Source organism: Corynebacterium sp. HMSC14H10, from assembly GCF_001807105.1.
In the GTDB taxonomy this organism is placed as follows: domain Bacteria; phylum Actinomycetota; class Actinomycetes; order Mycobacteriales; family Mycobacteriaceae; genus Corynebacterium; species Corynebacterium jeikeium_D.
On record NZ_KV787420.1, the window covers coordinates 14,345 to 29,670 of the forward strand.

At 60.0% G+C, this 15,326-nt stretch carries 12 protein-coding genes; 4 read left to right on the plus strand and 8 right to left on the minus strand.

The annotated features are described in order from the left end of the window. Positions 1-61 precede the first annotated feature (61 nt). On the plus strand, positions 62-913 hold the full coding sequence (locus tag HMPREF3135_RS04325) for a L,D-transpeptidase (protein ID WP_070438258.1): 852 nt from the start codon (positions 62-64) through the stop codon (positions 911-913). 240 nt (positions 914-1,153) lie between these two features. On the opposite strand, the gene HMPREF3135_RS04330 is transcribed toward HMPREF3135_RS04325, so the two are convergent. After that, entirely contained in the window at positions 1,154-2,350 is a 1,197-nt protein-coding gene (locus HMPREF3135_RS04330; protein ID WP_069358955.1) for an acetate kinase, read from the minus strand. 5 nt (positions 2,351-2,355) lie between these two features. Continuing rightward, complete coding sequence (pta, locus tag HMPREF3135_RS04335; RefSeq protein ID WP_246818311.1) at positions 2,356-3,681, minus strand: phosphate acetyltransferase; 1,326 nt, start codon at positions 3,679-3,681, stop codon at positions 2,356-2,358. A 741-nt stretch (positions 3,682-4,422) separates the two neighbouring features. On the opposite strand from pta, the gene HMPREF3135_RS04340 reads away from it, so the two are divergent. After that, a complete protein-coding gene (locus HMPREF3135_RS04340) occupies positions 4,423-5,811 on the plus strand; it encodes an FAD-dependent oxidoreductase (RefSeq protein WP_070438263.1) in 1,389 nt (462 codons plus the stop codon). 33 nt (positions 5,812-5,844) lie between these two features. On the opposite strand, the gene HMPREF3135_RS04345 is transcribed toward HMPREF3135_RS04340, so the two are convergent. From HMPREF3135_RS04345 to HMPREF3135_RS04370, 6 genes are all read right to left on the minus strand, one after another. Next, the gene (locus HMPREF3135_RS04345) at positions 5,845-6,615 is read right to left on the minus strand and encodes a sirohydrochlorin chelatase (protein WP_070438265.1); all 771 of its coding nucleotides are present in this window, start codon (positions 6,613-6,615) and stop codon (positions 5,845-5,847) included. A gap of 55 nt (positions 6,616-6,670) precedes the next feature. After that, positions 6,671-7,972, minus strand: coding sequence for a sulfate adenylyltransferase subunit 1 (locus HMPREF3135_RS04350; RefSeq protein WP_070438267.1), 1,302 nt, complete (start codon positions 7,970-7,972; stop codon positions 6,671-6,673). Continuing rightward, the gene (cysD, locus tag HMPREF3135_RS04355) at positions 7,972-8,898 is read right to left on the minus strand and encodes a sulfate adenylyltransferase subunit CysD (protein WP_038626730.1); all 927 of its coding nucleotides are present in this window, start codon (positions 8,896-8,898) and stop codon (positions 7,972-7,974) included. The genes HMPREF3135_RS04350 and cysD overlap by 1 nt, the downstream gene beginning before the upstream one ends. Positions 8,899-8,987: 89 nt before the next feature. Continuing rightward, a complete protein-coding gene (locus HMPREF3135_RS04360; protein WP_070438269.1) occupies positions 8,988-9,752 on the minus strand; it encodes a phosphoadenylyl-sulfate reductase in 765 nt (254 codons plus the stop codon). 250 nt (positions 9,753-10,002) lie between these two features. Next, complete coding sequence (locus HMPREF3135_RS04365; RefSeq protein ID WP_070438271.1) at positions 10,003-11,709, minus strand: nitrite/sulfite reductase; 1,707 nt, start codon at positions 11,707-11,709, stop codon at positions 10,003-10,005. Positions 11,710-11,883: 174 nt separating this feature from the next. Beyond that, positions 11,884-12,909, minus strand: a complete 1,026-nt coding sequence (locus tag HMPREF3135_RS04370; RefSeq protein WP_070438274.1) for a sulfite exporter TauE/SafE family protein — start codon at positions 12,907-12,909, stop codon at positions 11,884-11,886. Between the two features lie 252 nt (positions 12,910-13,161). On the opposite strand from HMPREF3135_RS04370, the gene HMPREF3135_RS04375 reads away from it, so the two are divergent. Further along, positions 13,162-14,667: an FAD-dependent oxidoreductase gene (locus HMPREF3135_RS04375; protein WP_070438279.1), complete on the plus strand. Its 1,506-nt coding sequence runs from the start codon at positions 13,162-13,164 to the stop codon at positions 14,665-14,667. 64 nt (positions 14,668-14,731) lie between these two features. Further along, a complete protein-coding gene (locus HMPREF3135_RS04380) occupies positions 14,732-15,235 on the plus strand; it encodes a phosphoribosyltransferase (RefSeq protein ID WP_070438281.1) in 504 nt (167 codons plus the stop codon). Positions 15,236-15,326: the final 91 nt, after the last annotated feature.

The following is a 15,326-nucleotide window of genomic DNA, read 5'->3' on the forward strand; positions in this document are numbered from 1 at the left end:
GCGCCACCCCAGAATTGGTGAATAAAGAGAGAATTGCCTTTCGTGGTTTAAGATATCCTCTATGTTTGCCTCTTCGAAATCCTCTCTCCGCAGCGCTAAGCGCGTAATTATCAGCGCTGCAGCCCTCACCACCGCCTTTGGTATTGGGGCCGGCACTGCCGTTGCCCTGCCGGTTGCTCCAGACCTGCAGTCGCTTAGCCAGAGTGTTCGGGACCTCAAGCTGCCGGAGATCTCGACTCTGAATTCGGGCGACCTTGCCCCTGAGCTCTCTGAGGTACTGGATTCCTCTTCGGTGAAGCTGCCGGATTCGGTCGTCGCTCTGATTAATGAAAACTTCAAGTTCGCTGAAAACAACAAGCAGGTGGCGGACAAGGTCAAAACTCAGCTGCTGAACGCCATCGACAGCCTGCCGTTGCCAGCCGCACAGAAGGCCGAAGCCACCCGCGTTGTCAACGAGATTTTCGGTTTGCTGGGGGGCCAGGACGAGCCGTCGCAGCCTGAGCCGGCGCCTGCCCCTGCTCCACAGCCAGAGCAGAAGCCACGCCCTGAACCACGCCCAGAGCCAAACAACCCGTGCCCGCCGAGCGCCCGCGCATGCGTTGACCTGGCTAACCAGAAGACCTGGCTGCAGGAAAATGGCAACATCACCTACGGTCCGGTGCCAATGTCCTCCGGTATGCCGGGTTACGAAACCACCCGCGGCCACCTGAGCGTTACCCGCAAGGTCCGCGATGAGTGGTCCCGTCCTTACAACGGTCCGATGCCGTTCTCGGTGTACTTCACCAACGACGGCGAGGCTTTCCACGAAGGCTCTGTTAATCAGATGTCCCACGGCTGCATCCACCTGAACCACGATGATGCTGTGAAGTACTTCGATACCCTGCAGGTCGGCGACGGCGTCTACATCTGGTAGTTATCTGCGCTGATGCGTTGAAACGATGACCGGGTGACTGAGCCTGTTGAGGCATAGGCGCAGTCGCCCCGGCGGTGAAAAATGAGCTCGCCCCACTAGGTTCTTCCAGTTTGGAAGGCAGTGGGAGCGAGCTCGTTTTTGTTGGGTCACAGCTGCCGATTCAACAGGTGGGGTATCTAGCAGCCGTCAACTACGGGGTTACAGGGGTCCTGCCTACTCGTCAGTGCCCCTGTCCAAAAACTACTCCACGAAGCTCATTGCGTAACGGGCAATGGCCAGTTCCTCGTTGGTCGGTACCACGAAGACCTTGACCTTCGAGTCCTCCGCCGAAATCAGACGCGGGCCGTCATTCGGCTGGGAGTTGAGCTCATCATCAATCTTGATACCGAAGTTCTCAAGCTCAGCCATAGAATCACGGCGGATACCGACATGGTTCTCACCGACACCTGCGGTGAAGGTGATGGCATCGAGGCGGCCGAGAATCAGCATGTAAGAGCCGATGTAGCGGCGCAGCTGGTGGACATACATCTGGTACGCAGCCCAAGCATCCGGGTCGTGGTCATCCATGCGCTCTTGCAGGACTCGGAAGTCATTGACACCAGAGACACCCTTCAGACCGGACTGGCGGTTGCACAGATTGTCGATCTCGTCGATGCTCATGCCGTTGCGGTAGAGGTGGAAGATGACGCCCGGGTCAATGTCACCGGTACGGGTGCCCATCATCAGACCAGCCAGCGGGGTCAGCCCCATCGAGGTATCCACCGCCTGGCCACCTCGGATAGCCGCACACGACGCACCATTACCCAGGTGCAGCGTAATCTGGTTGATTTCCTCTGCCGGCTTATTCAGAAGGTCCGGCACCTGCTTGGAAACAAACTCATGCGAGGTGCCGTGGAAGCCGTAACGACGGATATCAAACTTCGATGCGACCTCTGCGTTGAGCGGGTACAGAGCAGCAGCTGGCGGCATGGTGTGGAAGAAACCAGTGTCGAAGACGGCGACGTGAGGCACGTCCGGAAGCAGCTTGCGAGACTCTTCGATGCCTACGATATTGGCCGGGTTGTGCAGCGGCGCCAGCGGAATAAGGTCGCGGATCATGCCGACGATTTCGTCGGTAATCAGCTCCGGTCCAGAGAACAGGCGACCACCGTGAACGACGCGGTGACCGACGGCCGCAATATCCACCGACTCCGGACCAACACCGTGCTCATCCATCAGCTCGAACGCGCGGTCAAGACCACTGGCGTGGTCAGCGATCGGCTCAGTGATTTCAATCTTCTGTCCGGAGAACTTCAGATTAATAATGCCGTCTTCTTCACCAATGCGCTCCACCAGACCGGAGACATACGGCGGCTGCGTTGAGTCCTTCTCCGGATCTACCAGCTGAAACTTGATAGAGGAGGAACCGGAGTTCAAAACAAGTACGTGACGGGACATAATAATTAGTTTCCTCCAGCCTGAATAGCGGTAATTGCAACCGTGTTGATGATGTCCGGCACCGTGGCGCCACGGGAAAGGTCGTTGACCGGCTTGTTCAAGCCCTGCAGAATCGGGCCGATTGCCAATGCACCACCACAGCGCTGGGCAATCTTGTAACCGATGTTACCGGCGTCCAGATCCGGGAACACGAAAACAGTTGCCTTACCCGCAACGGAGGAATCCGGCATCTTCTTCGCAGCCACAGACGGGTCAATAGCAGCATCGAACTGCAGCGGACCATCGACAGCGAGCTCCGGAGCCAGCTCCTTGGCCTTGGCCAGACCCGCCTTCACACGGTCCACATCCTCACCTGTGCCGGATGCTCCAGTGGAGTAGCTCAGCATGGCGACGCGGGCATCGATGCCGAAGGAAGCTGCAGTCTCGGCGGATACTACCGCGATTTCACCCAGCTGTTCCGGAGCAGGCTTCGGCAGCACCGCACAGTCCGCAAAACCCCACAGCGAGTTGTCCATAACCATGAGGAACAGTGACGACACCGTGGAAGCCGACGGCTTGGTCTTAATGATTTGCAAGGACGGACGAATGGTGTGCGCAGTTGTGTGGGCTGCACCGGACACCATGCCGTCGACAAGCCCGTTGTGAATCATCATCGTCGCGAAGTAGGAGATGTCCTGCATCGTCTCACGGGCCTGCTCCAGCGTGACCCCCTTGGCCTTGCGCATCTCTGCGAACTGCTCCGCGAACTGCTCAACATATTCGGAGGTCTGCGGGTTCCAAAGATGAGCGGCGTCGATGTCAAAACCCAGTTCGGCGGCGCGCGCCTTCATCGCATCCGGGTCGCCGAGGATAGTGAGCTCACAGATGTCCTCGCGCAGGAGGTAATCAGCGGCCTCAAGAATGCGGTCATCGTCCCCCTCTGGCAGCACAATGTGACGCTTATCAGCCTTGGCGCGCTGCAATAGCCACCACTGGAAACGCTGTGGAGTCATCACTGCGGTGACCTCGCGGCTTACGACCTTGCGCAGCCCCTCAGCATCGTCAACGGCAACAACGGGAACGTCGAGCTCGAGAGTCTTAGCAGCCTCAGCTGCCTCCTCCCCTGTAAGGACAACTGCGAGTACCTCGCTGTGACGCTGAGCTGCACTGCTGAGAGCCAAACGAACGCGAGCCTTTGCGGCCTCTGTGTGGCAGCCCTCGCCACCAGCGACAACGATGACACCGGCGCCGGCGACGGTGGCAATGCGGAAGTCAAAATCGAGGTTGCCGGAGCCGGTCAGAACAGCCGCCCCCTCGTTAGCAGCGCGATCAGCCTCAACAGCACTGACGATGGTGTCAAGCGCGGATTCCGGATCCACAACAACCTGATCCACGGTGGCGCCGTGCGCCCCACCGACAGTGTGGAGGCAACGTGCCCCACCCAGTGCCTCAGACAATGCCGTAATGACATCTTGCAGATTGTCTGCGCGGTCCACTGAAGTAATCAGGACTGCGGAGTTGTTGGTGGACGCTTGGGCGTTCTTATCGCTCACCGACGTTCCTTTCTCGCACTGCGCTTAATCGTTGACTTATTTAAACGTTGACTTGGCTCGAGCCGTTGGACTGCCGGAGGCTCAAGACCATGCTGAGCTTCTAATCCTGCTGAATCTAATCCCGCTGAGTCCCAAATCATTATTTTCATCTTATTGTGAGTCACCTTACATCTCACGGCGGACTCAAACCTCTTTGGTTACCCCTGGTAGCCACACTTTTCCCCACAGATTCCAACAATTTTCCCGCATAATCGCGGCTTTTATGCGGTTTTTCTAGTGAACTAGCCCAAATTCCCACATTAGACGTGACTAAGGTCACATTTAGTTTTGTATGCCTTCAAAAGCATCTCACCGATGATGTGATGCTCACCTCTCGATTTTTCGTAAGTTATCGCTACGATTGGGGGCGCTACCACTGGGAATGTCGAATAAACCGATAGCTCACCAATAACTCCTTTCCCCACGAGGTCACCGCTGGCAGCTACTTATGCCGCGGCCTCGTGACCGTCGTAAAGCATTAGAGAAAGAAGGACACACTTCATGAATCGCCCGCTCCGCGTTGCCGTAATTGGCTCTGGCCCGGCCGGTGTTTATGCTTCCGATGCACTGATGAAATCCAGTACTGACGTGGAAGTCGATCTGTTTGAAAAGATGCCGGCTCCATTCGGTCTAATCCGCTACGGCGTCGCCCCCGACCACCCACGCATCAAGGGCATCATCATGGCCTTGCACCGCGTGATGGAAAAGCCGGAGCTGCGCCTATTTTCCAACGTTGAGTTCGGCAAGGACATCACACTCGACGAATTAAAGGAGCATTACGACGCCGTCATCTTCGCCACCGGTGCCGTCGGCGACCGCGCACTGCCAACGCCGGGAGCGGACCTGCCGGAGCACTTCGGCGCAGGCGAATTCGTGGGCTTCTATGACGGCAATCCACTCTTTGAGCGCACCTGGGACCTTTCGGCGGAGTCCGTGGCCGTCGTCGGTGTCGGCAACGTCGCGCTGGATGTCTCCCGAATCCTGGCGAAGACCGGTGAGGAACTGCACGTCACAGAGATTCCGGACAATGTCTACGAGGTTCTGAAGACAAATAAGGCCAAGGAAGTCCACGTCTTCGGCCGCCGCGGCCCGGCACAGGCAAAGTTCACTCCGCTGGAGCTCAAGGAACTCGACTACTCACCGAACGTCGAGGTCGTTGTCGATCCGCGCGATATTGATTACGACTCCGCATCCGAGATTATGCGTCGCAACTCCAAGATTACTGACCAGGTCTGCACCATCCTGGAGAACTACGCCATCCGTGAGCCGAAGAACGCACCGCACAAGCTCTACATTCACTTCTTCGAGTCGCCAGTGGAAATCCTCAGCGAGGAGGGTACCGACGGCGAGCAGCATGTGACAGGCTTGCGCACTCAGCGCATGGAATACGACGGTGCTGGCGGGCTGCGGCCGACCGGCGAGACCACCGACTGGAAGGTCGGCGCTGTCTACTCCGCCGTGGGCTACCGCTCTGATGCGCTGCCGGGTATCCCGTTCGACAACGTGAAGAATGTCATTTCCAACGTCGGTGGTCGAGTCATCGAATCCGACAACACCGAGGATGAAGCAGCTGAGGCCATCACTGGCCTCTACACCACCGGTTGGGTTCGCCGCGGACCGGTCGGCCTGATTGGTAATACCAAGGGCGATGCCAACGAGGCCGTGGCCAATCTCCTGGCCGATGCCGCTGAGGGCAAGAAATTCAACCCGTCGAAGCCGGAGTTGTCCGCTGTCAACGAGCTGCTGGAGTCCAAGGGTATCGACTACCTGGACTGGGAAGGTTGGCACAAGCTCGATGCTGCCGAACGCACCGCCGGCGAGGCCGAGGGCCGCGAACGCAAGAAGTACGTCGAGTGGGATGAGATGGTCACCCACTCCAAGGGCGAGTAACGGCGAGTAACTAGGACGGATAAAAAGCGTCGGCTACGCCACTACCTTCACGTCCGTGTACGCGGCGCGCGAGTCCCAGCGGCAGCACACAATCGGCGCCAACAGCTCGACCAATGGCTCACCAAAAGCCACCTGACCAGCACCGGCGGCAGCGCCCGCATCGATGACTCGATCCCACAGTAGGCCCGGCGCGGTAAACAGCGGCACCACTACGAGTCCGCGTCCGCGCTTGGCCGCGCGCTCCTGCGCCGCGGCCACAGCATCGGCTCCCTTGGTTTTCTCAGGACCGACCACGAATGCCGCGCTCACATGTCCCGGCAGCATCCCGCCAAGATTTGCCGCAAACTGGTGCACCGCCGCATTGGCATCCTCATCAGAGGAGCCGACCCCCATCACCAGCGCATCGACCGGCCAGGAAAAAGATGCATTCTCCGCCGCTTCGATGATTCGCTTTACGACGGCGCGCTTCGTGCCGTCGCCAAGCCCGAGTCCTTCAGCCACTGTGATGTCAACACCATGCCGATCGCAGAGTCGAACCTGTTCGGGAACGTCGACTCGCGAGTGGAACGCATCGGTGAACAGGAGCGGTACGGCCAGTGCCTGAGTCTCGCCGGCAGCGGCGAGCTCGGCACAGACGGTATCCAGTGAGGGCTCGTCGAGGTCCAGCCAGGCGAGGCGAATCTGAGAGGGCGCATCGAGGCGGGTGAGCGGCATCTTCTCGCGCACGAGCGCGACCACGTCTTCGAGCACCGGTTTGGTCTCTGAGTGCCGAGAACCGTGCGCAAGCAGAATCAGTGCGGTCATCGATGGTCTCCTCAGGCTCGCTAGCTGTGCGTTCTGGTTTCTCTACCTGGCGGCTCTACTGGGCAGCGCCACGCACGAGGCCTGCGGTGAGAGTGTCACCGGTGCCCGGCTCGATGAGCAGGAACGCACCGACACGACCACCGACGCGGTAGGCATCGACCGGCAGCGACTGTGCGACCTCGACGGTAATCTCAGCAACGTCGTTGACTGCAAGCTGATCAGCCACACCGGTGGGCTCACCGGTTTCGATATCGATGAGCGCATCGACGGAAGCGATACGACCACGCACCAGCGCGGCACCGTAGCGCACCTCTACGACGCGACCGACTGCCAACGGCTTGTCTGCAAGGTGGACGGCCACGGCGGAGAAACGGCGCACGTCTTCCGGGCGCGTGCCACTGATGAGGTCGCCACGGGCGAGGTCGAACTCGGCATCCAGGCTGATGGCCACCGACTGGCCGGCCACGGCCTCAGTGACATCCTCAGCTGCCACGGTGATCTTCGTGACCGTAGCCTGACGGTTGGCGTCTACGGAGACAACATCGCCCACACGCACGCTACCTGCGGCGATACGGCCGGCGTAACCACGGTATTCAGTGGCGTGATCGCGAATGACATAGTCGATGGGCAGGCGCAGGTCAGCCTCGGCATCGGTTTCCAGGTCGGCACCGATGTTGAGGTTTTCCAGCAGCTCCAGCACGGTCGGACCCTCGTACCACGGGGTGTGCTCAGAAGAATCGACAATGTTGTCGCCGACCAGAGCCGACACTGGAACAACGAAGGTGTTCTGCAGACCCAGGCGCTCTGCGAGTGCTGCCACATCCGACTCAATCTTGCGGAAGGCCTCTTCGCTATAGTCCAGCAGATCAATCTTGTTGACGGCAAAGATTACGTGGCGAACACCCAGCAGACCGGCCACCGTTGCGTGACGCTTGGTCTGCGTCACGACGCCGTTGCGCGCGTCGATAAGCAAAACGACGGCCTCAGCGGTGGACATACCGGTAATCGTGTTTCGGGTGTACTGCTCGTGACCAGGGCAGTCGGCGAGGATGAAGGAGCGGACGTCGGTGGCGAAGTAGCGGTAGGCGACATCGATGGTGATGCCCTGCTCACGCTCGGCCCGCAGACCGTCGACCAGCAGCGACAGGTCCGGGTTTTCCTGACCGCGCGCCTGTGAGGAGGCGACGACGGCCTCGTACTGGTCAGCGAGGATATTCTTCGTGTCGTGCAGCAGGCGACCGACGAAGGTGGACTTACCGTCGTCGACGGAGCCAGCGGTGCACAGGCGAAGAGTGCGACGAGCGCGAGTGGCGCGGTCAGCGGAAATCAGGGTAGCTGGGGAATTTGGCTGGCTCATCAGAAGTAACCTTCCTTCTTACGGTCTTCCATGGAGGATTCGGACAACTTGTCATCTGCGCGGGTAGCGCCGCGCTCGGTGAGCTTGGATGTGCGAAGTTCCTCCATGACCTCCGCAATAGTGGTGGCAGTCGATTCGACAGCGCCGGTGCAGCTCATGTCACCGACAGTGCGGTAGCGGACAGTGCGAACCTCGAGGGTCTCGCCGTCGCGGGGGCCACCCCACTCGCCCGGTGCCAACCACATACCGCCGCGGTTGAACACCTCACGCTCGTGGGCGAAGTAGATGGGCGGCAGTTCGATATCACGGGCTTCGATGTAGGCCCAGACGTCGGCCTCGGTCCAGTTCGAGATTGGGAAAACGCGGACGTTCTCTCCGGCGGCGTGGCGACCGTTGTAGAGACCCCACAGCTCAGGGCGCTGACGGCGTGGATCCCAACCACCGAAGGAGTCTCGGACGGAGAACACGCGCTCCTTGGCGCGGGCCTTCTCCTCATCGCGGCGGGCGCCACCGAGAACGGCATCGTAACCACGGTTGGCAATGGTCTCCACCAGCGGCACGGTCTGCAAGGGGTTACGGGTGCCGTCGGCACGCTCGGTGAGCACGCCGCTGTCGATCCAGTCTTGAACCTTGGCTACGTGCAGCTTGATGCCCGGCTGAGCGGCAATCTTGTCGCGGAATTCAATAACTTCGGGGAAGTTGTGGCCGGTGTCGACGTGGAGCAGCTCCAGCGGGATACCCGCCGGTGCGAAGGCGCGCTTGGCCAGCTCGAGCACGACGACGGAATCCTTTCCGCCGGAGAAAAGTAGTGCCGGACGGTCGAACTGACCGGCGGTCTGGCGAATAATGTCGATGGCCTCGGCTTCCAGCTCGGCAAGCCGCGGGTCGAGGCGGTTTTGTACGGAAACGGTGGTTGAGCTAGTCATGGGGGTTCTTTCTGTTGGGGCTGTGTTGGCTGTTGTAACTGCGCTGTTTTAGCTGATATCGGTTATCGGCGGGCGGCTAGCCGCTCGAACTAGAGATGCAATCCGCACTCTGTCTTCTCGCTGCCCGCCCAGCGGCCCGAGCGCGGATCCGCACCCTCTGCCACTCGCGCAGTGCATGTCGCGCACCCAATCGACGGGAACCCCTGTTGTGTCAGCGGATGCACAATGAGGTCGTTGTCCTCGATGTACTGGGCAACGTCCTCATCCGTCCAGGTGGCCAGCGGGTTGAGCTTGATGCGACCGGTCTTATCGATTTCCAGTACCGGCGTGTGTGCGCGGGTCGGCGCGTCGACGCGCTTCAGACCTGTGACCCAGCCCTCGTAGGGGCGCTTCACAGCTGACAGCGGCTCGACCTTCCGCAGTGCGCAGCATCGCGTCGGGTCGGTCTTGTACAGATCTACGCCCTCTTCGGCGTCCTGCTCGGCGGGGGTGCGCTTCGGCTCAATCGACAGCAGTCGGTTGTCGTAGCGCTGTGCAACCTGCTCCGCCACATCGAGGGTCTCCGGGAAGTGGTAACCCGTATCCAGGAAAACCAGGTCGGCTTCCGGCGCGTGCCGAGCAGCCAGTTCCGCCAATACCGTGTCCTGCATCGACAGGGTCACAGCCAGTGGCGTGTGCAGGTGCTCCGCACCCCATTCCAGTACTTCCCCGGCAGTGGCAGTCTCCAGCTTGGAGCCCCACTCCAGTGCGAGCTCAATCAGACGGCGAGCAGTTTCCGGGTTGTCCAGCGCGTCTTCACGCGCGAGTGCCTCCTGAGTCTTAATGACTTCAGCGGTTTTCAGTCCCGTGCTCATGACGCCACCTTCCTATCAATATGACCATGCAGTTTCACTGTGAATACCCGGCAACATTCGCGGCATTGCCAGGCGTAATCGGTTTCCACATCGGGCCACAGATCATCACCGCCGCAGTAAGGGCAATGCATCACCGCACCCCGGTTCGGATTGGGGTGTGCGCTTCGGCCACCGATCCCCAGTCGCGCTGGCACCTCGTCTTTTTCGCTTGCCGACGGCCCCTGCGACCGAACCTCGTTGGGAGATTCACTCACTTCAGGTCCTCCTCATCAGCGCGGACAATCCACTCGCGGAACTGTTCACCCTCGTGGCGCTGCTCCTTGAAATGATTGACGACGCGCTCGATGTAGTCACCCAGTTCTGCCGAGGTGACCTTGTGTCCGCGAACCTTGCGGCCGAAGTTGGCATCGAGCCCCAGCGAACCACCGAGGTGAACCTGGAAACCCTCGACACGGTTGCCCTCATCGTCGGTGACAATCTGACCCTTGAGTCCAATATCGGCAATCTGTGTGCGGGCACAGGCATTCGGGCAGCCGTTGAGCGCAATGGTGATTGGGACATCGAGGTCGCCGAGACGTTCCTCCAAGTCGCCCACCAGATCGATTGCGCGCTGGCGCGTGGTGACAAGTGCGAGTTTGCAGAACTCCAGGCCGGTGCAGGCCAGGATGCCCCGCCGGAATGCGGAAGGCTTGGCAGACAGGCCAATTTCGTCGAGCTCAGCGAGCAGGGAGTCGACCTGGTCGTCGGCGACATCGAGGAGAATGAGCTCCTTCATGACAGTGGTGCGGACGCGGGAAACACCGTGGCGCTCGGCGATGTCGGCGAGCTTGACCAGGTCAGAGCCCGGAACACGGCCAACAGCGGGCTTCACACCGACGTAGTTGAGACCGTCGGCCTGCTTGTGCACGCCGATGTGGTCACGGTCGCCCTCGAAAGGCTCGGGCGCGGGGCCGTCGATAAGCTTGCGGTTGAGGTAGTCGTCTTCGAGTACCTGGCGGAACTTCTCCGCACCCCACTCGGCAACGAGGAACTTCAGACGCGCGCGATTGCGCAGGCGACGGTAGCCGTAGTCACGGAAGATGCGGCACACGCCCGCCCATACCTCGGGAACCTCGTCCTCTGGGATCCAGGCGCCGAGACGCTGCGCGAGCATTGGGTTGGTGGAGAGACCGCCACCGACCCAAACGTCGAAACCGGGGCCGTGCTCTGGGTGATTGACACCGACAAAGGCGACGTCCTGGACCTCGTGGGTGACATCGAGACGCGGGGAACCGGAAACTGCGGACTTAAACTTGCGCGGTAGGTTGGAGAACTCGTCGCCGGAGAGGTACTCGTCCTTGATGCGGCGAATAGCATTGGTGCCGTCGACGATTTCATCGGCAGCAACGCCGGCAACCGGACTGCCTAGGATAACGCGGGGAACGTCGCCGCAGCCAAAGTTGGTGTCGAGACCAACCTGCTCAAGGCGGTCCCAAATCTCCGGCATGTCCTCGACGCGGATCCAGTGCAGCTGGACGTTCTGACGGTCGGAGAAGTCCGCGGTGTCACGAGCGAAGTCGCGGGAAATCTCGCCGATGGTGCGAATACCCTCGGTGGTGGTCTGGCCACCATCGAGACGAACGCGGAGCATAAAATACTTGTCCTGCAACTCGGCGTTAGTCTTCACACCGGTGTGCTCACCGCTAAGCCCCTGCTTGCGCTGGGTGTAGAGGCCAATCCACTTAAAGCGCGGAGCTAGGTCTTCCGCAGGGATAGAGTCAAACCCCTGCTTGGAGTAGATGTCGATAACACGCTGCTTAACGGCAAAGCCAGCATCTTCTTTCTTGATGCGCTCGTCGTCGTTAAGTGGCTCGCGGCCGTCGATAAGCCACTGTCCCTGTGGCTTCGGTGCACGCTTCTTACGTCGGGTAGCCGCTGCGGAAGCCGGACGCTCGGCGGTTTTCGTAGGAGAGCTCATGGGGAATCTACCGAATCACTTTCGTTTTTGTTCTCGTTGACCGAATCAGAGTTGTTTGGATCAGCCCTGAACGAATTAGTTGCTAGTTTTTATAGACCGGACGGTCTATGCAGTATTGCAGGCAACATTAGACCGACCAGTCTGGCTAGTGCAAGCCGGGGCATGCTCGGATACTTAGCGAACCCCCGCTTCGCCCATGTGGACACCGTTTTCTGCGCCCACTTTGACGCCTCCAGAAGCATCCCCAGCCCCGACATCAACCGAAGCCGGTGATGGAGATCCAGAACTAGACACATCAGCCGAGGAAGACCGAGAAGCCGGCTCGAGCTGCACACGCTGACGCAGACCCGGAAGTGTGTCGTGCGAATGCGCCCACAGCACCAGCACCACGACAGCAAAAGCCCACACGAGCAGCACTGTCGCCAGCACACCGCCGGAAACCAGCGGCGAGAACAGAGTGCGAATATTCAGCCCCACCAACACGCCGCCGATCACAATTCCAAGCAGGCGCGGATTAATGCGCCCCACCAGGTACGCAGCCAAAGGCGCGGCAATTACACCGCCGCACAGCAAACCAATTACCGGTGCGGCATGCTGAGCGAATTCCTCCCGCAGCTTTGGCAAAAAGCCCAGCACAGCAGCTGAAGCGACAAGAAATTCCGCCGCAGAGACAGTGCCGATAATCTTCCGCGGCTGATCAGCTTCAGCACCGAGCAACGTAGAGGTCGTAACAGGCCCCCAACCGCCGCCACCAGTGGAATCGAGCAGACCACCAAAGAGCCCCAGCGGAGCGAGCTTCTTCGCTCCCCAGGTCTTTTTCTTGCGCTTAACATTAGCCAGGAAGGCGAAGCGCACAATCACCCACAGGCCGAGAAAAAGCAAGATTGTCGAGGTCACAGGCGTCGCGGCATCACCATCCAGATTGGACAAAAAGGTCGCACCAACAAAGGCACCGATAGCGCCCGGCACACCAAGGCTCAGTGCGCGCCGCCAGTCGACATTGCCGAATCGCCAGTGCGAAATACCAGAGGCTAGCGTCGTGCCCACCTCCGCTACGTGAACTACCGCCGACGCAGTGGCAGCACTACTACCAGCAACAATAAAAAGTGAAGTGGCAGTGACACCGAATGCCATACCCAGAGTGCCATCGACTAATTGCGCGCCAAGGCCGATTAGCACGAAGACTATGAGTTTTTCCATGACAAGCCCTTCCCCGCTTACCCAACCAGAGCCTGCCGTTGCCACGACGTCCGCACGACAAGCTCTTTTAGACCTCGTTCAGCAGAAGCAATACGCAGCAAAACCCTCTCAAGCCAAAGCAGTGATTCTTGCGGTGTTTTGTGTTTGCTTTTTGTAGACCAGTTTGTCTATATTCTGTTTCAGCAAGCATAGACCGATTGGTCTACGATAAGCAATCGCGACAAAGAAAACGTAGAAAAAGGATTCCACCCAATGACCAACGACCAGACTGCAGCCCAGAACGCGGCCGCTTCCTCACTGCCCGATCTCGCCAACTCCACCACCCCACTGCGTGTAGCCGTGGTCGGCTCGGGCCCGGCCGGTATCTACGCCTCCGACGCGCTGATGAAGTCCGGCCGCGACGTCGCCATCGACCTCTACGAGCGCCTTCCAGTGCCGTTCGGTCTCATCCGCTACGGCGTTGCGCCAGACCACCCGCGAATCAAGGGCATCATTAAGTCCCTCCACCGAGTGCTGGACAAGCCGCAGGTCCGACTTCTGGGCAACGTGGACGTCGGTAAGCAGGTCAGCGTCGATGAACTGCGCCAGTTCTACGACGCCATCATCTTCGCCACTGGCGCGACCGGCGACCGCGATCTGAATATCCCGGGCGCCGACCTTCCGGAGCACTACGGCGCGGGTGAGTTCGTAGGTTTCTACGACTCCCACCCGGAGTTTGCTCGCGATTGGGAACTCTCTGCTGAGTCGGTCGCTGTGATCGGCGTCGGTAACGTGGGTCTCGACGTCGCCCGTATTCTCGCCAAGACTGCCGATGAGCTGCACGTCACCGAAATCGCCGACAACGTCTACGACGGCCTGGCAAAGAATGCCGCCCGCGAAGTCCATGTCTTTGGCCGTCGCGGTCCGGCTCAGGCAAAGTTCACTCCACTGGAGCTGAAGGAACTGGACCACTCTGACACCATTGAGGTTGTCGTGAATCCGGAGGACATCCAGTACGATGCCGCCTCCGAAACGTCCCGTCGCGAGTCCAAGATCACCGATCAGGTCTGTACGATTCTGGAAAACTACGCCATCCGCGAGCCAAAGGGCGCCCCGCACAAGCTCTTCATCCACTTCTTCGAGTCCCCGGTCGAAATCATCGGCGAGACCGGTGAAGATGGAGTACAGCACGTCAGCGCTATCCGCACCGAACGCACCGAACTCGACGGCGAGGGTGGCGTCCGCGGCACCGGCAAGTTCACCGAATGGCCGGTCGGTGCGGTCTACCGCGCAGTCGGCTACCGCTCCGACGCAGTCACCGGCGTACCGTTCGACACCGGCACGCACACCATCCCAGATGCCGGCGGCCGCGTGCTTGACGACATCGACGGCAACCACATCCAGGGCCTGTACACCACCGGCTGGATTCGCCGTGGCCCGGTCGGCCTAATCGGTAACACCAAGGGCGATGCCAACGAAGCTGTCGGCAACCTCATCGCCGACTGGGAGGCAGGTCGCCTGGCCGCACCTGCAAAGCCCACGCATAACGACGTCGACGAGTTCCTGGCCGACAAGGGCCTCCAGGTCACCACCTGGGAGGGCTGGCACGCACTCGACGCCGCCGAGCGTGCCGCGGGCGAAGCCGAAGGCCGCGAGCGCAAGAAGCTGGTCGAGTGGGCTGACATGGTTGCGGCCTCCACGGTCGTCGCAAAGCAGCCAGATGCCGATGACGTGGCCGAAGCTGTGCACGAAGCTGTTGTGGAGACCGTCGCGAGCTAGCGCATCGGGTCTAACCGGACAGTTGATTGTGCACGTCAGTCGATTTTCGGATTAGAGTTAATACATGGCTTATCATGCAGACTCATCCAACCTGGACGTCAAGGAAGTTCTGACCTGGGAAGGCTTCGGCGTCGCCTCCCGTGAACTGGCACAGCAGATTGTCGACTCGGACTTCGACCCGGAGATTATTATCGCCGTGGCCCGCGGTGGCCTGCTGCCAGCAGGCGCACTCAGCTACACCATGGGCGTCAAGCTCTCTGACGCCATCAACGTCGAGTTCTACACCGACGTGGCGGAGACCCTGCCGGATCCGGTTCTGCTGGAGCCGCTCCTGGACATCGAATCGATTTCCAACCGCCGCCTGCTGGTCGTTGACGATGTCGCAGACTCCGGTCGCACGCTGCACCTGGTGCTCGATCTGCTTAAGACCCACGGTGCGGAAGTACGCTCCGCTGTGCTCTACGGCAAGTCCCGCTCGGAGATTGCACCGGACTATGTCTGGAAGCACACCGATGACTGGATCGTCTTCCCCTGGTCGGCCGAGCCACCGGTACAGAAGTCCAAGTAGATCAAGTAGCTTACGCACCATAGCGGGCAAACAAAAAAGTGCGCTGCGGGGCCGGTTATGGCGGGTTAAGTGACAAAAAGTGTGTCCGCTC